The sequence below is a fragment of the Aureibaculum algae genome, assembly GCF_006065315.1.
Classification (GTDB): domain Bacteria; phylum Bacteroidota; class Bacteroidia; order Flavobacteriales; family Flavobacteriaceae; genus Aureibaculum; species Aureibaculum algae.
Genome location: NZ_CP040749.1, coordinates 3,916,478 through 3,938,032, shown reverse-complemented (window position 1 = coordinate 3,938,032; position 21,555 = coordinate 3,916,478). Strand labels below are relative to the sequence as shown.

The 21,555-nt window shown below is 32.3% G+C and carries 21 protein-coding genes and 1 pseudogene; 16 read left to right on the top strand and 6 right to left on the bottom strand.

All coding sequences use genetic code 11. From position 1 onward, the window contains the following. The first annotated feature begins 92 nt into the window (after positions 1–92). From hemA to hemF, 10 genes are all read left to right on the top strand, one after another. A complete protein-coding gene (gene hemA / locus FF125_RS16675) occupies positions 93–1,340 on the top strand; it encodes a glutamyl-tRNA reductase (protein ID WP_138950851.1) in 1,248 nt (415 codons plus the stop codon). 2 nt (positions 1,341–1,342) lie between these two features. Then, entirely contained in the window at positions 1,343–2,926 is a 1,584-nt protein-coding gene (gene hemC / locus FF125_RS16670) for a hydroxymethylbilane synthase (RefSeq protein WP_138950850.1), read from the top strand. Positions 2,927–3,003: 77 nt separating this feature from the next. After that, on the top strand, positions 3,004–3,969 hold the full coding sequence (hemB, locus tag FF125_RS16665) for a porphobilinogen synthase (RefSeq protein ID WP_138950849.1): 966 nt from the start codon (positions 3,004–3,006) through the stop codon (positions 3,967–3,969). Beyond that, complete coding sequence (locus tag FF125_RS16660) at positions 3,969–4,634, top strand: toxin-antitoxin system YwqK family antitoxin (protein WP_138950848.1); 666 nt, start codon at positions 3,969–3,971, stop codon at positions 4,632–4,634. The genes hemB and FF125_RS16660 overlap by 1 nt, the downstream gene beginning before the upstream one ends. Before the next feature lie 104 nt (positions 4,635–4,738). After that, on the top strand, positions 4,739–6,034 hold the full coding sequence (gene hemL / locus FF125_RS16655; protein WP_138950847.1) for a glutamate-1-semialdehyde 2,1-aminomutase: 1,296 nt from the start codon (positions 4,739–4,741) through the stop codon (positions 6,032–6,034). A gap of 24 nt (positions 6,035–6,058) precedes the next feature. Further along, positions 6,059–7,090, top strand: a complete 1,032-nt coding sequence (gene hemE / locus FF125_RS16650; protein ID WP_138950846.1) for a uroporphyrinogen decarboxylase — start codon at positions 6,059–6,061, stop codon at positions 7,088–7,090. Then, the gene (locus FF125_RS16645; RefSeq protein ID WP_138950845.1) at positions 7,083–7,580 is read left to right on the top strand and encodes a DUF6973 domain-containing protein; all 498 of its coding nucleotides are present in this window, start codon (positions 7,083–7,085) and stop codon (positions 7,578–7,580) included. Before hemE ends, FF125_RS16645 begins: the two co-directional genes overlap by 8 nt. A gap of 24 nt (positions 7,581–7,604) precedes the next feature. After that, positions 7,605–8,381 (top strand): EI24 domain-containing protein, encoded by a 777-nt coding sequence (locus FF125_RS16640; RefSeq protein ID WP_138950844.1) that lies wholly within the window; start codon positions 7,605–7,607, stop codon positions 8,379–8,381. Beyond that, positions 8,381–8,929: a GNAT family N-acetyltransferase gene (locus tag FF125_RS16635; protein WP_138950843.1), complete on the top strand. Its 549-nt coding sequence runs from the start codon at positions 8,381–8,383 to the stop codon at positions 8,927–8,929. The genes FF125_RS16640 and FF125_RS16635 overlap by 1 nt, the downstream gene beginning before the upstream one ends. Before the next feature lie 63 nt (positions 8,930–8,992). Beyond that, positions 8,993–9,895, top strand: coding sequence for an oxygen-dependent coproporphyrinogen oxidase (gene hemF, locus FF125_RS16630; protein ID WP_138950842.1), 903 nt, complete (start codon positions 8,993–8,995; stop codon positions 9,893–9,895). Here hemF and FF125_RS16625 read toward each other — a convergent pair whose 3' ends face one another. The 3 genes and pseudogenes from FF125_RS16625 to FF125_RS16615 all read right to left on the bottom strand — a co-directional run. Continuing rightward, entirely contained in the window at positions 9,896–10,174 is a 279-nt protein-coding gene (locus tag FF125_RS16625; protein WP_138950841.1) for a hypothetical protein, read from the bottom strand. A gap of 92 nt (positions 10,175–10,266) precedes the next feature. After that, entirely contained in the window at positions 10,267–10,785 is a 519-nt protein-coding gene (locus tag FF125_RS16620; protein ID WP_175418948.1) for a hypothetical protein, read from the bottom strand. A 36-nt stretch (positions 10,786–10,821) separates the two neighbouring features. Beyond that, a pseudogene (locus FF125_RS16615) lies at positions 10,822–11,297 on the bottom strand (DEAD/DEAH box helicase); the annotation flags it as partial. A gap of 163 nt (positions 11,298–11,460) precedes the next feature. On the opposite strand from FF125_RS16615, the gene FF125_RS21970 reads away from it, so the two are divergent. The 5 genes from FF125_RS21970 to FF125_RS16590 all read left to right on the top strand — a co-directional run bounded on the left by FF125_RS21970 (position 11,461) and on the right by FF125_RS16590 (position 17,999). Next, a complete protein-coding gene (locus FF125_RS21970) occupies positions 11,461–11,877 on the top strand; it encodes a hypothetical protein (protein ID WP_175418947.1) in 417 nt (138 codons plus the stop codon). A 145-nt stretch (positions 11,878–12,022) separates the two neighbouring features. Beyond that, positions 12,023–13,363 carry a dihydrolipoamide acetyltransferase family protein gene (locus tag FF125_RS16605; protein ID WP_138950838.1) on the top strand — a complete coding sequence of 447 codons (1,341 nt, stop codon included), beginning with the start codon at positions 12,023–12,025 and terminating at the stop codon, positions 13,361–13,363. Positions 13,364–13,769: 406 nt separating this feature from the next. Beyond that, a complete protein-coding gene (locus FF125_RS16600) occupies positions 13,770–14,543 on the top strand; it encodes a 3'-5' exonuclease (protein ID WP_138950837.1) in 774 nt (257 codons plus the stop codon). Between the two features lie 11 nt (positions 14,544–14,554). After that, positions 14,555–15,043, top strand: coding sequence for an ABC transporter ATPase (locus FF125_RS16595; protein WP_138950836.1), 489 nt, complete (start codon positions 14,555–14,557; stop codon positions 15,041–15,043). 31 nt (positions 15,044–15,074) lie between these two features. Next, positions 15,075–17,999 carry a glycoside hydrolase family 3 N-terminal domain-containing protein gene (locus FF125_RS16590; protein ID WP_138950835.1) on the top strand — a complete coding sequence of 975 codons (2,925 nt, stop codon included), beginning with the start codon at positions 15,075–15,077 and terminating at the stop codon, positions 17,997–17,999. Between the two features lie 39 nt (positions 18,000–18,038). Here the strand turns inward: FF125_RS16590 and FF125_RS16585 are convergent, their stop codons facing one another. The 3 genes from FF125_RS16585 to FF125_RS16575 are packed head-to-tail and all read right to left on the bottom strand — an operon-like array spanning position 18,039 to position 20,636. Next, entirely contained in the window at positions 18,039–19,079 is a 1,041-nt protein-coding gene (locus FF125_RS16585; protein ID WP_175418946.1) for a lysophospholipid acyltransferase family protein, read from the bottom strand. Between the two features lie 2 nt (positions 19,080–19,081). Further along, positions 19,082–20,017 (bottom strand): bile acid:sodium symporter family protein, encoded by a 936-nt coding sequence (locus FF125_RS16580; protein ID WP_138950833.1) that lies wholly within the window; start codon positions 20,015–20,017, stop codon positions 19,082–19,084. Further along, a complete protein-coding gene (locus FF125_RS16575) occupies positions 20,001–20,636 on the bottom strand; it encodes a DUF4159 domain-containing protein (RefSeq protein WP_138950832.1) in 636 nt (211 codons plus the stop codon). The genes FF125_RS16580 and FF125_RS16575 overlap by 17 nt, the downstream gene beginning before the upstream one ends. 124 nt (positions 20,637–20,760) lie before the next feature. On the opposite strand from FF125_RS16575, the gene FF125_RS16570 reads away from it, so the two are divergent. Further along, positions 20,761–21,465, top strand: a complete 705-nt coding sequence (locus FF125_RS16570) for a YceI family protein (RefSeq protein ID WP_138950831.1) — start codon at positions 20,761–20,763, stop codon at positions 21,463–21,465. Positions 21,466–21,555 lie beyond the last annotated feature (90 nt).

The window sequence follows — 21,555 nt, the reverse complement described above, 5'->3', positions numbered from 1 at the left end:
AGTAGTCTAAAAAACGTGAAGCGATATAAATAATCCTTTGAGCGTTGTTTTTATTCGTATACTAATTATATTTTTGCTCCGATTGAAAAAATATGCAACGTTATAACATTTCCAAACATCATACTTTTTACTGTATTGGCTTAAGCTATGAAAAGGCAAATGCTGAAGTTCGTGGTCGTTTTAGCTTAACGGAATCTGCTAGAGTAGATTTGTTAAACGAAGCGGCAGCTGATGGTATAGAAGAATTAATGGTAATTTCAACATGTAACAGAACTGAAATATATGGTTTTGCGGCACACCCTTTTCAGCTTATTAAGTTACTATGCAAACACTCTAATGGAACCATTGAAGAGTTTGAAAAAGTAGCCTCTATTTATAAGAATAATGATGCAATTGATCATATTTTCCGAGTGGGAACTGGATTAGATAGCCAGATATTAGGTGATTTTGAAATTATTGGACAATTAAAGAAAAGTGCATCACAATCTAAAAAATTAAATTTATTAAAGACTTTTTTAGATCGTTTAATAAATAATGTAATCACGGCAAGCAAACGTGTAAAAACCGAAACAGAAATTTGTTCTGGTGCCACATCGGTTTCATTTGCATCGGTTCAATATATACTTAATAATGTTCAGCAAATTTCAGATAAAAATATTCTGTTGTTTGGAACAGGTAAAATAGGTAGAAATACTTGTGATAATTTAGTAAAGCATACACATAACAAACACATAACTTTGGTTAATAGAACCAAAGATAAAGCATTGGAGGTAGCAGGAAAATTTGATGTTACAGTTGCTGATTTCACCAATTTGGAGTCAGAAATTAAAAAAGCCGATGTTTTAATTGTAGCTACTGGTGCTCCAATACCTACGGTGACAAAAGCGATATTATCTAATGATAAACCATTATTGGTGCTAGATTTATCCATACCCAAAAATGTATCAAATGATATAGAAGACCTAGAGAATGTAAGTTTAGTACATTTAGATGATCTCTCTAAAATCACCGATGATACACTTAAAAATAGAACTGCACAAATTCCACTTGCAGAAGGAATTATAGATGAAATTAAAAAAGAGTTTAAAGCTTGGTTAGAAACACGTAAATTTGCTCCAACTATTAAAGCTTTAAAATTGCGATTGGAAGAAATCAAATTGGAAGAAATTGATTTTCAAAGAAAAAAAATCACTGATTTTAATGAGCAACAAGCTCAACTATTATCAGATAGGATTGTTCAGAAAATTACAAAACAATTTGCAAATCATTTAAAAGATAATGATTCTAATTCCGATGAAAGTATCGCATTAATTTCAAAGGTTTTTCAGCTGAAAAATTAACAATGGACAAAATAATTAGAATAGGCACTCGTGATAGTGAATTAGCGATGTGGCAAGCAAAAACCGTACAACATCAATTAGAATATTTAGGTTATAAGACCAAATTGATTTCTATAAAAGCTACGGGTGATTTAGTTTTAAATAAACCCATTTACGAAATGGGGATTACAGGCGTATTTACGCGAAATCTAGATATTGCAATGCTCAATGATGAAATTGATATTGCAGTACATTCGCTCAAAGATGTTCCTACCATTCTACCAGAAGGTATTGTACAAGCTGCTGTTTTAAAAAGAGGGCCATCTGAAGATGTGTTGATTTTTAAAGATAATGAGGAGTTTATGGCTCAAAAAGATGCCATTATTGCAACCGGTAGTTTACGACGTAAAGCTCAATGGTTACAGCGGTATCCTTCTCATAAGGTCGTTGGCTTAAGAGGTAATGTAAACACACGGTTACAGAAAATAAAAGATAATGAAGATTGGAACGGTGGTATTTTTGCTGCTGCGGGTTTACAACGAATAGGTATTAAACCTGAAAATTTAGTAACACTGAGTTGGATGATTCCTGCCCCGGCACAAGGAGCAATTATGATTTCTGCACTTGAAAAAGATGAGTTTGTTAGAGAGGCTTGTGGTAAGTTAAATCATGAAGAAACTGAAATATGTACCAATGTAGAACGTAAGTTTTTAAACCTGTTAGAAGGTGGGTGTTCAGCACCAATAGGAGCTTTATGTTACATAAACGATGAGGAAATTACCCTAAAAGGGATTATTCTAAGTGAAGATGGTACGAGTAAGAAAGAAATAAATAAAACCGTAAAACTTAGAAAGCATATCTATTTGGCTCAAGATGCTGCAGAGTTTATTATAGATAGAGGAGGTAAAAAGTTGATGTCCAATTTTGATAAATTCGAAAAGAAATTTACGGTATGCTCAACCAAAAAGTTAACGGTTAGTCAATCAAAATTGGTACATGAAGATATTAAGGTAGACGATAGCGATTTTATAAAAATTAGATTTAGTAGAATACCACAACCAGTATTGAAAAAAGAATTGGAAAATGTGATAATTACCAGTAAAAACACAGTGGAGTCACTTGAAACTAATTTTTCTTTACCTGAATTACAGTTTAAAAACATTTATTGCGTAGGTCGTAGAACCAAAGCGTTGGTTGAGAAAAAAATTGGTCCAGTTAAATTAACGGCTAAAAATGCAAAGAAATTAGCTCCACTTGTTTTAAAAGATATAAAAAATAAAGAAGTAACTTATTTTACTAGCAGCTTACGTTTAGACGAGTTACCAAGCTTTTTGGAAGAAAATGATGTTGTTGTAAATGAAGTTGAAGCTTATAAAACCATGTTGAGCCCTCTAAAAGTAGAGGAGAATACTGATGGGATTTTATTTTATAGCCCGTCAACAGTGCAAAGTTATATGAAAGGAAATAAACCGATTGGTATTGCTTTTTGTATAGGAGAAACCACAGCCTTAGAAGCGAAAAAATATTTTGACGAAGTAAAAGTAGCTTCTGTACCCACTGTTGAAAGTGTTATAGAGCTCGCGAATTTACACTTCGCAAAAAACTAGCATACACTATAAGGTTGTCACTTGATTACCAAAGTATTTAGTGTTTGTAAGCCTTGTTTAATGTTAATACATAAGTAATGTTTAGAACCCGAAGACTTAGAAAATCAGAAAATATTCGCAGATTAGTTAGAGAAACAAAATTGTCTATTGATGATTTAATTTATCCACTTTTTATTGAAGAAGGTGAGAATATTGAAAAAGAAATTGTTTCAATGCCTGGCATAAAACGGTTTTCACTCGATAGAATCTCAATAGAATTAGACGAGGTTGTTTCTTTAAATATTCCAGCAGTTTTGTTATTTGGAATTCCCTCAGAAAAAGATGATGAAGGTACTGAAACTTGGAGTGATCAAGGTATTATTCAAAAAGCGGTACGTTTTATAAAAAAGAATTATCCAAAATTATATGTAATTACAGATGTTTGTTTTTGTGAATATACTTCGCACGGACATTGTGGTATTTTACATGATAATGATGTTGATAATGATGCTACTTTGGTCAATATAGCCAAGCAGTCTATTTCTCATGCTAAGGCTGGGGCTGATATGATTGCACCATCTGGAATGATGGATGGAACAATTGCAATGGTACGAGAAGCACTCGATAATTCAGGGTTTTCAAATTTACCCATTATGGCTTATTCAGTAAAATATGCTTCGGCTTTTTATGGTCCTTTTAGAGATGCCGCAGATTCTGCACCAAGTTTTGGAGATCGTAAAACCTATCAAATGGATGCCGCCAATAGAGATGAAGCCATTCGAAAAGCTACTTTTGATGATGAAGAAGGTGCTGATATCTTAATGGTTAAACCTGCATTGTCTTATTTAGATATTATTCGTGATTTAAAAAATAACTTTGACAGACCTATAGCATGCTACAACGTGAGTGGTGAATATGCAATGATAAAAGCGGCGGGAGAAAAAGGTTGGATTGATGAAGAACGCGTAATGATGGAAAGCTTACTGTCTATGAAAAGAGCGGGAGCAGACATAATTATTACCTATTTTGCTAAAGAAGTGGCCAAAATTTTAATAAGAAAGTAATGAGGATTAGAATTTCTATCGTATTGTTTTTAGTTTTGGGGTCATTATATGCTCAAAAAACAGAAAAAAAAGAAGTTTTACACCCAACATATGGAAAGGCAACTGAAGAAAAAATTTACAGCGATGATGGAAAACTTTTTAATAATCTAATTTATACAAACGATTCAACTTATACTCAAGGCAATTTCGAAAAGGGTGAATGGAAAAATTATTATAAAAATGGAAAAATTAAAGCTAAGGGAACGTATGTAAAACCAATGAAACGTGACTTTTTTGGAAGACGTTTCGTGAATAAAACAGGAGAATGGTTGTTTTATACAGAGGATGGAAAATTAGCTGAATTATTAAATTTCAAGGACAATAAAGAAAATGGTGAGTATATAACTTACCATACCAAAGGTACAATATCAGGCAAAGGTCATTACAACAATGGGAAGTTAAATGGCTTAGCAAAGAAGTTTTTTGAAAATGAACAACTACATAGAGCTATAGAGTATAAAGATGGAATGGTTTTTAATGTAAAGGAGTTTTATGATGTTAATGGAAAAGAAATAGATTGTGGTTCTTTAAAAGATGGTAATGGTACTTTAAAAGTGTATGATTTGGCATCTGGATCATTTCTGGAAACGATTACAATTAAGGAAGGGGCTGTTGTAAAAGAGTAACTGTATTATAATCTCAAAAGCAATGAACAAGGTAAAATCCTTTAATTTATAGAGATATAAGAAAATAAATTATTCAATTTAAATTGAATAGAATATAAAAACAAATGGACTTTAAAAATTCAGAAAAACTATATAAAAAGGGACAAAAACATTTAGTTGGTGCCGTAAATTCACCCGTTCGAGCTTTTGCTTCTGTGGGTGGTAATCCTTTATTTATTAAAAAAGCAAAAGGCACAAAAATTACAGATGTTGATGGAAATGACTATATCGATTTAGTTTTGTCCTACGGACCAATGATTTTAGGTCATAGACATAAAAAAGTAGAAAAGGCAATTAAAAAAGCTTTGAAAAACGGCTATACTTTTGGAGCCTCTACAAAAAATGAAATTAAGCTTGCTAAAATCGTTTGTGATGCTTTTCCAGGTATGGATAAAGTCCGATTTGTAAATTCAGGTACCGAAGCTGTACTAAGTGCATTGCGTTTGGCAAGAGCTTACACAGGTAATGATAAAATTATTAAATTTTCGGGTTGCTATCATGGGCATTCAGACGCTTTATTGGTTGCCGCAGGCTCTGGTTTGGCAACATTGAGTTTGCCGGGGAGTAAAGGAGTCCCTGAAGGAGCCGTTAAGAATACACTAATTGCAAATTATAATGATTTAGAAAGTGTAAAAGCACATTTTGAAAAACATGATGATATTGCTGGTGTCATAATAGAACCTATTGCTGGTAATATGGGAGTGGTACTTCCTCAAGGTAATTTCTTAAAGGATTTAAAAACATATTTAGAAACCAAAAATGCCTTATTAATTGTAGATGAGGTAATGACTGGTTTTCGTTCGAAATTTGGTGGAGCACAAGAGTTGTTAGGTGTGGAAGCGGATATTACTTGCTTAGGTAAGGTTATTGGTGGTGGTTTTCCTGTAGGTGCTTATGGAGCAAGAAATGAAATTATGGAAATGGTTTCGCCATTAGGAGCGATGTATCAGGCAGGAACGTTAAGTGGAAATCCTATTGCTATGGCCGCGGGTATTGCTACACTTACAGAGTTGAAAAAACAAAATCCATATCAAAAATTCGATGAAGTTGCTGCTAGATTAGAACAGGTGTTAAAAGAAAAAGCAAATAAGCATGGTGTTGACATTGTCGTAAATCGTTTTGGTTCGATGATTAATCCATTTTTTACGAAAGGCGTTGTTACAAACTTTGAGGAAGCACAACAGTCGGATACTAAAAAGTTTGCTACATTTTTCTGGGCATTGGTTAAAAATGGTATATTTTTACCTCCCTCACAATTTGAAGCGTGGTTTTTATCATCCGCGTTAAGTGAAAAAGACCTTCAAAAAACAGAAAAAGCAATTGATTTAGCCATGGAAGCAGTGGTAAATAAAAGTAATTAGACCTAATAGACAATATTTAAAATAATGATAAAAAACGACTTGTTTTTAAGAGCCTTAAAAGGAGAAACTGTTGACCGTCCACCGGTTTGGATGATGCGTCAGGCAGGGAGATATTTACCAGAATTTATTGCCATTCGTGAAAAATACGACTTCTTTACAAGATGTCGTACACCTGAATTAGCAAGTGAAATTACAGTGCAGCCTATTAGGCGTTATGGAATGGATGCTGCTATCCTGTTTTCAGATATTTTAGTAATTCCACAGGCCATGAATATTGAAGTGGAAATGAGACCGAATTTTGGACCTTATTTACCAAACCCAGTAAGAGATCAAAAAGGCGTAGACGAGGTCATTGTACCTGATGTAAATGTAGAGTTAGATTATGTTATGCAAGCCATCATAGCAACAAAAGAGTTGTTAAACAATGATATTCCATTAATTGGTTTTGCAGGGTCTCCATGGACAATTTTGTGTTATGTAGTGCAAGGTCAAGGAAGCAAAAACTTTGATAAAGCCAAAGCTTTTTGTTTTACACAACCGTTGGCTGCACATCAGTTATTGCAAAAAATTACTGATACTACTATTGCCTATTTAAAGGCAAAAGTAAAAGCAGGGGTTGATGTAGTTCAGATTTTTGATTCATGGGGAGGAATGTTATCTCCTGTAGATTATCAAGAATTTTCTTGGCAATATATCAATCAAATTATTGAGGCTTTAAAAGATGATGCTCCGGTTATTGCATTTGGTAAAGGCTGTTGGTTTGCTTTAGGTGAAATGGCAAAATCAAATGTAAGTGCATTAGGTGTGGATTGGACAATTACACCTCAGAATGCCCGTTACTTATCTGGAGGAAAAATTACACTTCAAGGTAATTTTGATCCGTCAAGATTATTATCACCGCCTGCAACCATAAAAAAAATGGTACATCAAATGATAAATGATTTTGGTAAAGATAAATATATTGTTAATTTAGGGCATGGAATTTTACCCAATATTCCGTTAGATAATGCGAAAGCATTTATTGATGCGGTAAAAGAATATCAATTTAATGGATAAGTTAGAGTTTATCAAATTAGTAAATAAAGGAAATGCATGGTCATTTATTCTTTTATTTATTAGGCATCCATTAAGTTTTGGCCCCGCATTATTAGCAACGTATCAAACTGTAAAAGTTTCTGATGAATTGTATGGTAAATTACATCATAAAAATAATGTGACCAATGCTTTTAGACATGCCCTTTGGAATATTTTAATTGCAAAAAAATGCTCTAGATGGAGAGGTAATACAAGAAGAGCTATTCGTTTTGCTCAACAGGTAACTGATTGGCACGAAGAGTTTTCACCCAATGAGCCTTTAGAAAAAGAAATGGATTCTCATAACAATCATGTAGGTAGAAAAATATTTATTCAGAATGATGAAAGAGATACACAGCAATTTATTGATGTTTTACTTGAAAAAGTGGCTGAAGCAAAAATGATTTATTCTGTAGAAGATATTAAAAAATATAGTAATGATTTGGTGTATATAGAAAAGTTAGAGGATTGATTTTGACAAGTAATAATGCTGTAAATGATAAAGAATATTTTTAAAAGCATTCAGGCGTATACCCAATCTTTCGGTTTAATTTCTAAATTAAAACTTTGGAAATATTTCTTCATCCCTATAGTAATAAGCATTTTTACAGCCTTGATTATTGGGTTCTTAGCCTATACTTTATCAGATAACATCGGTTACTATATTGCCAAAATATGGAGATGGGAGTGGGGCAAGCAAACTTTTATGACAATAAGTAGTTTTATAGGAGGGTTATCAATTGCCGTACTTGGATTGATTTTGTATAAACACATTATCATGGCATTATCTGCACCTTTTATGAGTCCCGTTTCAGAGAAGATTGAAGCCCATCTTTCCGGAGTGCCATTATCACAAATTCATCACCATAGAGATACAACTTTTAGTAACCAGTTATGGAGGGGTATTAGAATAAATGTTAGAAATCTAGGTAAAGAATTGCTATTTACTATTCCTATTTTACTATTGAGTTTTATTCCTGTAATTAACATTTTCACTACTGTATTGCTCTTCTTAATTCAGGCTTATTATGCGGGTTTTGGAAATATGGATTATACATTAGAGCGTCATTTTAAATATAATGAAAGTCTTATTTTTGTAAAGCAAAACAAAGGTTTGGCTCTAGGCAATGGTATCGTATTTATGTTATTTTTGATGATACCCGTTATAGGAGTTATTTTAGTATTACCTTTTTCGGTTACGGCAGCTTCAATAGGAACAGTAGCCCGAATAAATGAAAATAGTCAAATTTCAAATAATAAAACTAAGCTTTAATGATTGCACAATTTGATGGTTTTGAAGTTAGCAAAATACATAGCGGAGATGCGTGGAAGATTTGCGACTTAGTAGTGTCTAATTCAGAACGTTTAAAACGATACTTTCCAAATACACTAGCCCAAAACCTGAACCCTACATTGTCTCAATTGTATGTAGAAAAAAAAGTGCAGGAATTTGAGCAAAAACAAGAATTTATTTTTACTCTAAAGAATTCGGAAAATCGTGAACTTGTTGGTATAATAGCGATTAAGGAATTAGATTGGGAGAAGAAACAAGGAGAGTTTGCGTATTGTATTGGTTATGCTAATGAAGGTCAGGGATTAACATCAAAAGCGGTTAAAGCATTATTAAATTATGCATTTACAACCCTAGGGTTAGAAACCATGCAGATTATTTCACATAAAGACAATTTAGCTAGTGTTAAAGTGGCTGAAAAATGTAAATTTAATTGGATTAGAACACTTGAAAATGAATTTACTCCTGTTGGTGAACAACCAATTGATATGGAATTATATGAAGCCTATATTAGGCATTTTAAAAAATAAACAAATACTATCAATTAATATAAATAGTAAGAAGTTGTTATAAGTTTGTTTAGAATAAAGAATATGAAAGATAAGTTTTACAATTACATACAGAAGTTGCAAGATACCATAACTTCTAAGCTTGAAGAAGTAGATGGTAATGCTACATTCAAAGAAGACCTGTGGAATAGACCAGAAGGTGGTGGTGGTAGAACAAGAGTCATAGAAAGTGGTAACGTTTTTGAAAAGGGAGGGGTTAATATTTCAGCCGTCCATGGTGAATTACCCAAAACAATGCAACAGCATTTTGGTGTAGAAGAAGCTAATTTTTTCGCCTGTGGATTAAGTCTAGTGTTGCATCCTAAAAATCCTTTTGTACCAACGGTTCATGCTAATTGGCGGTATTTTGAAATGTATAACAAAGAAGGTGAAATTGTCGATTCTTGGTTTGGTGGTGGGCAAGATTTGACCCCGTACTATTTATTTGAAGAAGATGCTACACATTTTCATCAAGTATGTAAAACAGCATGTGATACCCATAATGCTGATTTCTATCCAAAATATAAAAAACGTTGTGATGAGTATTTTTACAATACACATCGTAATGAGGCTAGGGGTATTGGAGGTTTATTTTTCGATTATTGTAAACAAACAGAAGAAATGTCCATGCAAAATTGGTATAATTTTGTAACGGAGGTTGGAGATAGTTTTTTAGAAGCTTATGTACCTATAGTAGAAAAACGAAAAGAATTACTGTATACAGAAGCACAACGTAAATGGCAAGAAATTCGACGTGGGCGTTATGTAGAGTTTAATTTAGTGCATGATAAAGGAACCCTTTTCGGATTAAAAACGAATGGACGTATAGAGAGTATTTTGATGAGTTTGCCACCTCATGTGCAATGGGTGTATAATCATATTCCTGAAAAAGATAGTGATGAAGCTAAAGTGCTCAGCGTATTGCAAAATCCTAAAGAGTGGATTTAATTACTTCCATATTACTGATTTTTTAGTCACCTCTTTTATTGCACCACTGATATGAAATAATCTTGCTTTAACAAGCATTTTTCGACCTTCTAAATGTCTTGTGTAAAAGACGTTAGAATTACCCATTTGATCACTCCAATGTTTTAAGAAAATTTCACAACGTTCCTTTTTATCGCCAAATAGTTGTGGTACTGGAAAGTAATTTTGAATGTCCAATTTCTTACGATACCATACATCTTTTACAATTACATAACGTGGGTTTTCAATAGGTTGTAACATTTCATTCAAGGCATTGATAAATAAAGTACTTTCTATCTGGTTTGCACCTTGTATTGAGCAAGTAACATCTCCTTGTTGTAATAAATCTGTAATTATTTTAATATGTGATTTCTCTGTGGTAAAATGTTGTAATTCATATAAGGTGTCAATAATGGCATTAATAATTCAACCCAATCATTTGTAAGGGGAGGAATTTCAACATCTGCTTCTTTTTCAAAACCTAATATTTGAATTTTTTCGAAGGGGATAATTTCTCTAGTAGATTTTAGGAAAATAATAATTTCTGAAAAGAATTCGGGGTTGCCATACAATTCATCAATAGAGGTAGATGGATCTTTATAAAAACGATGGTTTTGTAAAAACAATTTAAAGATTTCGTCTTTCTTCAATTCATCGATAAATACAGCAATTTCCTTTCGGAAATTAACAATGTAATTAATCTCTATATCACTAGGCTTAGAAAGATAGACATAGTCTTGATGGGGGCATAAATTTTGCTCTTTCACCAAATCAGGAGTTGCAATTTCGTCATCTATGTCACCGCACAGTTGGAAGTATTTTGTAATTTCAGATCGATCACTATCGTAAGGTGGAGTTGCTGTAAGTGCCACAATGGTGTATAATGAGCTCTGTTTTAAATCATAAAGGCATTTCCACCATGCGTTTTTTAAATGATGAGCCTCGTCTAATACAATAGTTTCAATACCATTGGTTTTAAAATAGGTAAAATAGTCTTCTTTATTTTCAAAGGTTTTATAGAAACTATGTAATGATTGATAGGTGGAGAATGTAATTTCAGAGAGTGATTTAATATCGAATGAGACCGTTCTGAATTTTTTTCTTTTGTAAAAAAGTGTTGTAATCTATCTTCCCATTGATTTCTTATTGTTAATGTAGGTGCCAGTACTAAGGTTTTTTTGCCAATTCTTTTTACAATTTCTAATCCTAATACTGTTTTACCAGATCCGGGTGGAGCAATAACATGAAAATGGTCATCGGAAATATGAGTAGAAAAATTAATTAAAAAATTTTCTTGATAATTCCTCCATGGATATATGAAACGTAAATCTTTAAAAAGATTGGTTTGCAATGGGTTAGTTTTAAAAGTTTTCAAATCTATCACAATAATTGAAAAGCGAATGCGTTTTATTGACTTAATTTGGCAGTAATAAAGCAATTTTAATACTATTAATCTTGAAAAAAGTAAATACCCCTTTATTCAGGTGTTTCTAAAATTAGAATTGTATTTAGATTTGTCTCAACTAATAAACAAAAACCATTTAATTATGAAAAGAGTATTTTTAAGCTTAACAATGATTGCAGCATTAGTATTAACATCTTGTAAAGAGACACCAAAACCTGATGCTACAGAAGAAACTAAAACAGAAGAAACTGCAACAACTGATGAAAAAGTAGAAGAAACTGCTACTGCTGAATCAACTGATGGAGCACCTAGTTTTAGCGATTCAGATGTACAAGCTTATGTTGACAGTTATGAGTCTTATATAGCCGACTATAAAAAAGCTGTAGAGAGTAAAGATATGACTGCTTTTGCTGACTTAGGTAAAAAAGGTCAAGATTTAGCTACGAAAGCTCAAGAGGTATCTGGTAAAATTACTGGTGCTGATGCTGAAAAGCTTACAACTTACATGACTGCTAAAGCAGAAGAGTTACAAGAACTTACAAAAAAGATGATGCAATAATTAGCATTTAAACATATTTATGGACCGTCTTGGCAATTGCTAAGACGGTCTTTTTTTTACGTGATGATTTAGTATTAAATCCCGAATTAGTAACTTTGCCTCTTATTTTTTATACCTTTGCAGGACTCTAAAATTTGTTTACTAGATGGCTAAATTTGAACTTAAATTGCCTAAAATGGGCGAAAGTGTTGCGGAAGCAACAATTACATCATGGTTAAAGGAAGTAGGTGATACTATTGAGCTAGATGAAGCGATTGTTGAGATTGCTACAGATAAAGTAGATTCTGAAGTGCCGAGTGAAGTTGAAGGTGTTTTAATTGAAAGGTTATATGATGTTGATGCTGTTGTAAAAGTAGGAGAAACACTTGCAATTATTGAAATTTCAGGAGATGGAGCAACAGAAGATGTTGCTGTAACAACAATCAAATCTGAAGTAAAAACTGAAGAGCCTCAGGAAGTTAAAGCTATTGAAAATACTATTGCCGAAGTAACAGCAGTAAAAGAAGCTGTTGCTGTGATTGGAGATTCGCCAAGCGGTAAATTCTATTCACCTTTAGTGAAAACGATAGCTAAAAAAGAAAATATTTCAATGACGGAATTAGAATCCATTGTTGGAACCGGTAAGGATAATCGAGTTACTAAAGATGATATTCTTGCCTATATAGAAAATAGAGGAAATACACCTTTAAATGGTGGTGATACAAAACCGGTTGCAATCGCAACACCAGTTCACTCTCAGAAACCGGCAACACCTGCCGCTCCAGTTTCTGTTAATGGTCAAGATGAAATTATAGAAATGTCCAGAATGGGTAAGTTGGTTGCTCAGCACATGGTAAACTCTGTGCAGACTTCAGCTCATGTACAGTCATTTATTGAAGTTGATGTTACTAAAATTGTAAACTGGCGTAACAAGGTAAAAGATAGTTTTCAAAAAAGAGAAGGAGAAAAAATAACCTTTACACCTATTTTTATGGAAGCTATTGCTAAAACCATTAAGGATTTTCCAATGATTAATATTTCGGTTGATGGTGATCGCGTAATTAAGAAGAAAAATATTAATTTAGGGATGGCTGCTGCCTTGGCAGATGGAAACTTGATTGTCCCTGTAATTAAAAATGCCGACCAGTTGAATTTAATGGGTATGACCAAAGCGGTAAATGATTTAGCTTTACGTGCTAGAACAGGTAAGTTAAAGCCAGACGATACGCAAGGAGGTACCTATACGGTTACTAACGTAGGTAGTTTTGGTAGTGTTATGGGTACGCCTATTATCAATCAGCCGCAAGTGGCAATATTAGCATTAGGTGCTATTCGTAAGGTACCCGCTGTTATTGAAACTTCAGAAGGTGATTTTATAGGTATCCGCCATAAAATGTTCCTTTCACATTCCTATGACCACAGGGTTGTCAATGGTGCTCTTGGAGGAATGTTTATACAACGAGTTGCCGAGTATTTAGAAGGGTTTGATACGAATAGGGAGTTCTAAAAATGGGTATATAAAATATAAAAATGCTGAGTTTATGCTTAGCATTTTTTTTGGTTAAATACTATTTTTATTTAATTAAATTGAGTAGCTGATACCATTGAATTTGTCTTTTTTGATTCTAGTATTGAGGATAAACTAAATAAAATTCAGTTTGTTGGTGTTTTAGGCCGAGTGCCACACTTTTTTCTTGTGAAACATCAGGTATGAGTTGAGCTTAGCAAGAAACAAATATCGATACAAATATTAATGATTGCGTAGTCTCTGGTAAAGATACTCGAATTGAAAAATTTTATAAAATTATTCCTCAAATCAAAATGTTAAATAATATGATTTCTTGTTACAAATTGTATCTTTGGTAATTCATAAAATTTACAAACCCAACACGAAAATATTTCTAATAAGAATTATGGAATTAAAACTTAAAAAACCTATTGTATTTTTTGATCTTGAAACAACAGGTATTAATATAGCTAAAGACCGTATTGTTGAGATTTCAATATTAAAAGTGTATCCAAATGGTAATAAAGAAAGTAAAACCTGGTTGGTAAACCCTGAAATGGAAATTCCTGCTGAGGTGGTTGCTATTCATGGTATTACCAATGAAAAAGTAGTGACAGAGCCTACTTTTGCAGAATTGTCTAAAGAAATTAATCAATTAATTGACGGTTGTGATTTGGCTGGTTTTAACTCAAACAGATTTGATATTCCGTTATTAGCTGAAGAATTTTTGCGTGTCGGTATAGATTTTGATATGAATAATAGAGTAGGGGTTGATGTACAAGTTATTTATCATAAAAAAGAACAACGTACTTTAAGTGCTGCTTATAACTATTATTGTGATAAAGACTTGGAAAATGCTCATTCGGCAGAGGCAGATACTAATGCAACCTATGAAATTTTAAAGGCACAATTAGACATGTATGACGATTTAGAAAATGATGTAAAATTTTTACATGAATTTTCTACACATAATAAAAGAGCTGACTTCGCAGGTTTTATTATGTTTAATGATAAAGACGAAGAAATTTTCACCTTTGGTAAATATAAAGGTAAAAAAGTAGCAGAGGTATTAGCAAAAGACAAGGGGTATTATTCTTGGATACAAAATGCTGATTTTCCGCTTTACACAAAAAAAGTATTGACTGGTATTAAATTACGTAGTTTGAATAATAAATTATAATAAAAAAAACCATGTTTATAGAATTTGATATGTTGGCAGATTCCTCCAGAGTGTGGGTTTATCAAGCAGACAGAACACTAAATCAATCTGAAGTTGATCAAATTTCAGAGTATTTGAGAAATTTTGTCAATAATTGGAAACGCCATGGTGATGATTTATCAGCCGCTTTTAAAATTGAATACAATCAATTTATCATTTTGGCTGTCGATGAAAACGTAAATGAAGTTTCAGGCTGTTCAATAGACAGTTCAGTACATATAATTAAAGAAATTGAAAAGGCTTTCGATGTTGATTTGTTAAATAAAATGAAAGTTTCTTTTAAAGATGGCACTAATATTAATACTGTTGACTTAAATGATTTTAAGAAATACGTTGCAGCAAATAAAATAAATGCCAATACTATTGTTTTTAATAATATGATTAATTCTAAAGCAGATTTGGCGTCTGCTTGGGAAGTTGAAGCAAACAAAAGTTGGCACGCCAAATTTTTAGTCTCTTAAATAATTTGAATATAAAATATATTACGCTTTTATGAATACCAGAATTCTCCCTTTAATTTTTGTTTTTTTTATTACTTTTATGAATGCTCAAGAAGAAAGTCCTTTAGATAAAAAGGATACCTATGGGCAAAATATATGGGTAGATAGTATTATGAAATCAATGACCATTGACGAAAAGATTGGTCAACTTTTTATGATACCAGCATATTCTAACCGAGATGCTCAACATGAAGCTGATGTTACTGAATTGATAAATAAATACCATATTGGTGGATTGGTGTTTTTTCAGGGTACTCCTGAAAAAGAGGCGAAAATGACCAATAATTTTCAGAAAATCTCAAAAATTCCTTTAATGCTAGGTTTTGATGGAGAATGGGGATTAGATATGCGGCTAGATAATACCTATCGTTTCCCTTGGAATATGACTTTAGGAGCTATTCAAGATGAAAGTTTAATAGAAGAATTTGGTGAAATGTTAGGTAAACATCATAGCCGATTGGGGATTCATGTTAATTTTGCACCAGTAGTTGATGTTAATATAAACCCTGCAAATCCGATAATCGGGAACCGTTCTTTTGGTGAAGATCCTAGAAATGTAGCTTCAAAAGCTGTTGCCTTTACGAAAGGTATGCAGAGCCAAAATGTATTGGCTAATGCAAAGCATTTTCCTGGTCATGGAGATACAGATGCAGATTCTCATTTGACATTACCTACAATACCATTTTCAAGACAAAGATTAGATTCTGTAGAATTATATCCTTACAGAGAATTGTTTAAAAACGGTTTGGCCAGTATTATGGTTGCACATTTAAGTGTACCAGAATATGAACCAAATACGGCATTACCTTCCTCTTTATCCAAAAATATTGTAACTGATTTGTTGAAAGAAAAAATGGGATTTAAAGGCTTAATTTTTACGGATGCCTTAAATATGAAAGGTGCTGCAAATTTCTCTAGTCCGGCTGAAATTAACCTAGAGGTTATAAAAGCAGGTAACGATATTTTATTGATGCCTTTAGATATACCTGAATCAATTGCAAAATTAAAAAAAGCGGTCACAGATAGTGTGATAACCACCAAACGTTTGGACGAATCTGTTAAAAAGATTTTGAAAGCTAAATATTGGGCAGGTTTAAATAATTACAAACCCATTGAGTTGAAAAATTTAAATGAGGATTTAAATGGACAAGATGCTGAAGTTTTACATTATAAATTGGTAGAAAATGCAACTACGTTATTAAAGAATGAATTGGACTTGTTTCCTGTAAAAGATTTGGCGGAAGCCAAAATAGCTTATGTTAAGTTAGGCGATGCTGATAATACTACTTTTATTAACAGATTAAATGATTATACACAAGTAGATGTGGTTTCTGGTAAAAATCTAAATGATGTTATCAAAAAATTAAAAGACTATAACTTGGTAATTATAGGTTATCATAAGTCTAACGAAAGTCCTTGGAAAGGTTTTAAATTCAGTAATAAAGAATTGGTTTGGTTACAAGAAATTGCAAGAAATAACCGTGTTATTTTAGATGTTTTTGCAAGTGCATATAGTTTACTAGATATAAAGACGTTTACCAATATTGAGAGTGTTTTTGTTTCTTATCAAAATAGTATTATTTCTCAAGATATATCTGCACAGCAAATTTTTGGTGCGTTAAGTGCAAAAGGTCGCTTGCCGGTTTCTATTCATAATGATTTTAAAGTGGGGTCTGGTATAAATTCTAGTAATTTATACAGATTGTCATATGGTGTACCTGAAAGTGTAGGTATGGATACTAAAAAATTAGAACGTATAGATTCTTTAGCTCAAGAAGTTGTTAAGGACAAGATGGCTCCGGGTATGCAGGTGTTGGTTGCAAGAAAAGGGAAGGTAGTTTATAGAAAAAGTTTTGGGTACCATACCGATAAGCAAGAAACCAGAGTTCAGAATACGCATTTATATGATTTAGCATCAATTACTAAAATTTTAGGAGGTTTGCCACTAATTATGAAAGCGGAAGAGGAGGGTAGGTTTAATTTAGAAACACCACTTGCTAAATTATTTCCAATTTTAAATAATACCGATAAAAAGGATATTAGTATAAAGGAAGCCTTGTCGCATTATGGTCGTTTACGATCGTGGATACCTTATTATCTAAAAACGATGGATAGTGCTACTAAAAAACCGTCTGATAAGTTTTATAGACATTCACGATCAAATGATTTTTCTATTAAAGTAGCTAATAAACTTTATCTAAGGTCAGATTATAAAGATAGTATGTATCAGGCAATTGCAGATGCTCCTTTATTGACAAGAAAACGATATAAATATAGTGGGCTCGTTTTTTATCTATTTAATGATTATTTTACAAAAGAATACAAACAAACGATGGATGTATTGGATGACACCTTTTTTTATAAACCTTTAGGTGCGACTACATTAACGTATAATCCGTTAAAGAAATTTTCTGAAAAAATTATAGTCCCTACTGAACGTGATTTGTATTTTAGAAATCAATTATTACGTGGTTATGTGCATGATCAAGGTGCAGCAATGTTTGGTGGTGTTAATGGTAATGCAGGTTTATTTTCTAACTCTAATGATGTTGCCAAAATGATGCAAATGTATATGCAAGAAGGCTACTATGGCGGTAAGCGATATTTTAAGGCAGAAACACTAAGAATGTTTAACAAAAGATATTATTCAAAGAACAATGTTCGCAGAGGTTTAGGTTTTGATAAACCTCAAATAAATCCAAAAGAGAAAGCTTCATGTGGTTGTGTTTCTCCCAAAAGTTTTGGACATAGTGGGTATACAGGTACCTATACTTGGGCAGATCCAGAAAGTGAGCTTGTATATGTGTTTTTATCAAATAGAGTGTATCCAAGTGCAGGTAATTCAGGCTTGGTAAAGCATAATATTAGAACGATAGCTCAACAAATTATTCAAGATGCTATAGTGGATGGGGATTAGTTTTACACGAATTGAAAAGTAACTTTTTTAAGGCTGTCTCTATTTTGTTTTGGCCAATAGTAAAACTAATAAAATACTTATCCCTAGATATAGTACAGCAACTTGGTTACCAAAAAAATGATGAACCAATAACGTTTGTAAACTATAAAAAATAGGGAAAGCTGTGATGCCTAATGCGAATTTTGTACTACTTACAAATTCAGGTTCTTGTATTTTAGGTTCGATGGCTTTGTAAATTAACATTGGTATAAAACTATTTAAAGTAACAATACCTTTTAATACTTTCCATAAAATAGATGGATGCTTATCATCTAAATTTTCTTTAGTACTTTGTTTTTTAAAATCGGAATGTAATATTTGATTATTAATTAGTTCAGGTTGTAAAAAATTGACGTCACCTAATTTTTTTAATGTTTCATCATAATTTTCAATTTCAATGTGTGTTGTCAATTCTTTCATTTTTTCACTGACAACATCTTTTAATTTCTGGGCAGAACTGTTAAAATCACTTTTGTCATAAAAATCATTGGCTAGCACGGGTTTTCCATAATATATAGAAACGCTTTCTCCGAATTTGTCAGCTTTGGTATAATTAAGTCCTACAGGAATAATAAATAATTGAACGTCAGGGTGCTTTTCAAAAACGCCAAAGGCAATTCTTGTAAATCCTTTACTTAATGGTCTAACCCACCGTCTAATGTCATGTGTACCTTCTGGAAATATTAATAATGATCTTCGTTTATTAAAAAGATCAAAGCAATAGTTAAAAATAGCTTCGTTTTTGGCTAATGCTTGTTTGCCATCTCTTAATCGATAGATTGGAAGCATATTTACTGTTGATAATATCCACTTAACAAGACCTATTTTAAATGCACTGGCTCTAGTTAAAAAATGAATATCTCTCGGTGAGGTTGTCGCTATGAGTAGAGGGTCTATCAATGCATTTTTGTGATTGGATACCATTAGGACGGCTCCTTTTCTAGGAATATTACTTTTGCCTTTTACTACTATTTTTTTGTAGTAAAAGAAAAGCCCTGTACTTATAGAAACCTTAACTAATTGGTACCAAATTCGTTTCAAAATCACGTGGTTATTTTACTTGTTTTTATAGACCAATAATAGGCAAGTCCCAATCCAGAAGCTATATCCCAAATACCCCAAAAGGCAATGCAAAGAGCCATTCCGCCTAAGCCAAGATCGTTAAAGAAATTAAAATATAACAATAAACCTAGACCTGAATTTTGAATACCAGTTTCTATGGCCAATGTTTTTTGATCATAATAATTAAGACGCATTGCTTTAGCGAAATAGAATCCTCCAAGATACCCCATGATATTATGGAAAATAACAATAAAAAACACGTAATGGATGTATTCAGAAAAGACATCAAGATTTTGTGAGAATGCAATTATTATAAAGATTAAAAATATAACAATAGAAACTGGTCTTAATATTTTTGCCAGTTTAAAAGCTAAGCTTTTGTAGTATTTTCGAGTTAACATTCCTAAAATTAAGGGGACTCCTAAAATTAAGGTAACCAATTTTGCAAGCGTAAACGGATCTAATTGAACCGTTCTTAATATTTGAGAAGTAGGTTCGTACAGGTTGCCCCAAAAGGATAAATTAATAGGCGTCATCAATACGGCAACTAAAGTAGCAAAGGCTGTTAAGCTCACAGATAATGCTGCATTACCACCTGCTAATTGTGTCATAAAGTTAGAGATATTACCACCAGGACAGGCGGCAACCATAATCATTCCTAATGCAATACTCGGTGTAGGATTTATAAAGTAAACTAAAACAAATGTAATTAAAGGGAATAACACAAATTGACTAAAAATACCAACTAATACAATTTTCGGATTTTTAAATAAACGTTTAAAATCATCAATTGTAATACCTAACGCAACACCATACATAATGATGGCTAAGGTAATATTCAGTACCCATAGTCCACCACTATCAAAGTTTATTTGAACTTTGTCAACATGTTCATTAATGTTAATGTTTAAAAACATATTCAATAATATTTGCACCCATTTGTAGAGCTTTTTCTCGCACAGGTGCTGGGTTGTTGTGTACGGCTTCATCTTCCCAGCCATCACTTAAATCACTTTCGTAATCGTAAAAAAGAACTAACCTTCCTTCTATAAATAAACCAAAACCTTGTGCAGGTTTACCGTCATGTTCATGTATTTTAGGTAAACTTTTAAACTTATATGTTTGATTATAAATGGGGTGGGTATATGGGATTTCTTGTAATTTAGATTCGGGAAATAATTTTTCTAGTTCGGTCCTGATGTATTTATCCAATCCATAATTATCAGAAATGTGTAAAAAGCCGCCAGAAGTCAAGTATTTTCTTAAATTTTCAATATCACTATCGTCAAAAAAGACATTGCCATGCCCCGTCATAAATAGAATGGGGTAGTTAAAAATATCAATACTATTGGTTTCTACCGATTCAGGCTTTTCAGTAATAATTGTTTTTATATTTTCGTTGCTAAACTTTATTAAATTAGGCACCGCCGTAGGGTTTGCATACCAGTCTCCCCCTCCTTTATATTTTAGAATTCCAACTTCTTGTGCATAGACAGAAGCATTTAAAAATAGGAGTATAAATAAAAATCTAAGCATAAATTACGAAACGTGTAGTTACAAATCTATTAATTTTTTACTTAACTCAGTGTTAATAAGGGAATATTGTTTATTGTGGTAACTTTTGTATTTTTGCACTTCAAAATTTTTAAACTAAAATAAAATGAACTTTTCAAAGAAAAATCACGATTTCCACAAAAGAAATAGAAAATTTATGAGTAAAAATCAAATTTTTAAAGTTGCTACAGTTCTATTTATAGGATTGTCAATTGTAGGATGTAAAGATGCAAAAAATAAAACTGAAGCTTCAGAAGCTGAGGAGGTTACAAAAACAACAGGCGAAGTGGTAGTATATAAAGCTGATACTGATGGTTCAACTTTAGCATGGAAAGGAGCTAAATTAACAGGTACACATAATGGTACTATTAAAATGTCTGAAGGTAGTTTTTCAGTGCAAGATGGTAAACTTGTAGGAGGTAATTTTATAGTTGATATGAATTCTATAACTGTCTTAGATATAGAGGATGCCGAAAAAAATGGGAATCTAACTGGACATTTAAAAAGTGAAGACTTTTTTGATGTAGAAAATCATGGCAATAGTGCTTTTGCTATAACAGGAGTTGAAGAAAAAGATGGTAAAACATTTGTAAAAGGTAACTTAACAATAAAAAACATAAAGAAAAATATTGAGTTTCCAGCAGTAATTACTGTAAGTGATACTGACGTTTCTTTAAAAAGCGAGCCTTTTACAATTGATAGAACAGAATGGGATATCAAATACAAATCTGGAAAATTTGCTGATTTAGCAAAAGACAAATTAATTGAAGATAATATTGAACTTCAAGTTGAGGTAAAAGCAACAAAATAATTTAATTAGTTCTTAACTAATTTTCAAGTTAAAACTATAGAGTATTAATAAAGCATCACAAACCTGTGATGCTTTTTTTTTTTTTTGTAA

Excerpts from the sequence above, each read along its gene's own strand:
- FF125_RS16570 (WP_138950831.1), top strand. The coding sequence starts at position 20,761 with ATGAACTTTTCAAAGAAAAATCACGATTTCCACAAAAGAAATAGAAAA.
- FF125_RS16580 (WP_138950833.1), bottom strand. The coding sequence starts at position 20,017 with ATGTTTTTAAACATTAACATTAATGAACATGTTGACAAAGTTCAAATA.
- FF125_RS16625 (WP_138950841.1), bottom strand. The coding sequence starts at position 10,174 with ATGTTACAACCTATTGAAAACCCACGTTATGTAATTGTAAAAGATGTA.
- FF125_RS16640 (WP_138950844.1), top strand. The coding sequence starts at position 7,605 with ATGATAAAGAATATTTTTAAAAGCATTCAGGCGTATACCCAATCTTTC.
- hemE (WP_138950846.1), top strand. The coding sequence starts at position 6,059 with ATGATAAAAAACGACTTGTTTTTAAGAGCCTTAAAAGGAGAAACTGTT.
- hemB (WP_138950849.1), top strand. The coding sequence starts at position 3,004 with ATGTTTAGAACCCGAAGACTTAGAAAATCAGAAAATATTCGCAGATTA.
- FF125_RS16590 (WP_138950835.1), top strand. The coding sequence starts at position 15,075 with ATGAATACCAGAATTCTCCCTTTAATTTTTGTTTTTTTTATTACTTTT.
- hemL (WP_138950847.1), top strand. The coding sequence starts at position 4,739 with ATGGACTTTAAAAATTCAGAAAAACTATATAAAAAGGGACAAAAACAT.
- hemF (WP_138950842.1), top strand. The coding sequence starts at position 8,993 with ATGAAAGATAAGTTTTACAATTACATACAGAAGTTGCAAGATACCATA.
- FF125_RS16660 (WP_138950848.1), top strand. The coding sequence starts at position 3,969 with ATGAGGATTAGAATTTCTATCGTATTGTTTTTAGTTTTGGGGTCATTA.
- FF125_RS16575 (WP_138950832.1), bottom strand. The coding sequence starts at position 20,636 with ATGCTTAGATTTTTATTTATACTCCTATTTTTAAATGCTTCTGTCTAT.
- FF125_RS16605 (WP_138950838.1), top strand. The coding sequence starts at position 12,023 with ATGGCTAAATTTGAACTTAAATTGCCTAAAATGGGCGAAAGTGTTGCG.
- FF125_RS16600 (WP_138950837.1), top strand. The coding sequence starts at position 13,770 with ATGGAATTAAAACTTAAAAAACCTATTGTATTTTTTGATCTTGAAACA.
- hemA (WP_138950851.1), top strand. The coding sequence starts at position 93 with ATGCAACGTTATAACATTTCCAAACATCATACTTTTTACTGTATTGGC.
- FF125_RS21970 (WP_175418947.1), top strand. The coding sequence starts at position 11,461 with ATGAAAAGAGTATTTTTAAGCTTAACAATGATTGCAGCATTAGTATTA.
- FF125_RS16645 (WP_138950845.1), top strand. The coding sequence starts at position 7,083 with ATGGATAAGTTAGAGTTTATCAAATTAGTAAATAAAGGAAATGCATGG.
- hemC (WP_138950850.1), top strand. The coding sequence starts at position 1,343 with ATGGACAAAATAATTAGAATAGGCACTCGTGATAGTGAATTAGCGATG.
- FF125_RS16595 (WP_138950836.1), top strand. The coding sequence starts at position 14,555 with ATGTTTATAGAATTTGATATGTTGGCAGATTCCTCCAGAGTGTGGGTT.
- FF125_RS16635 (WP_138950843.1), top strand. The coding sequence starts at position 8,381 with ATGATTGCACAATTTGATGGTTTTGAAGTTAGCAAAATACATAGCGGA.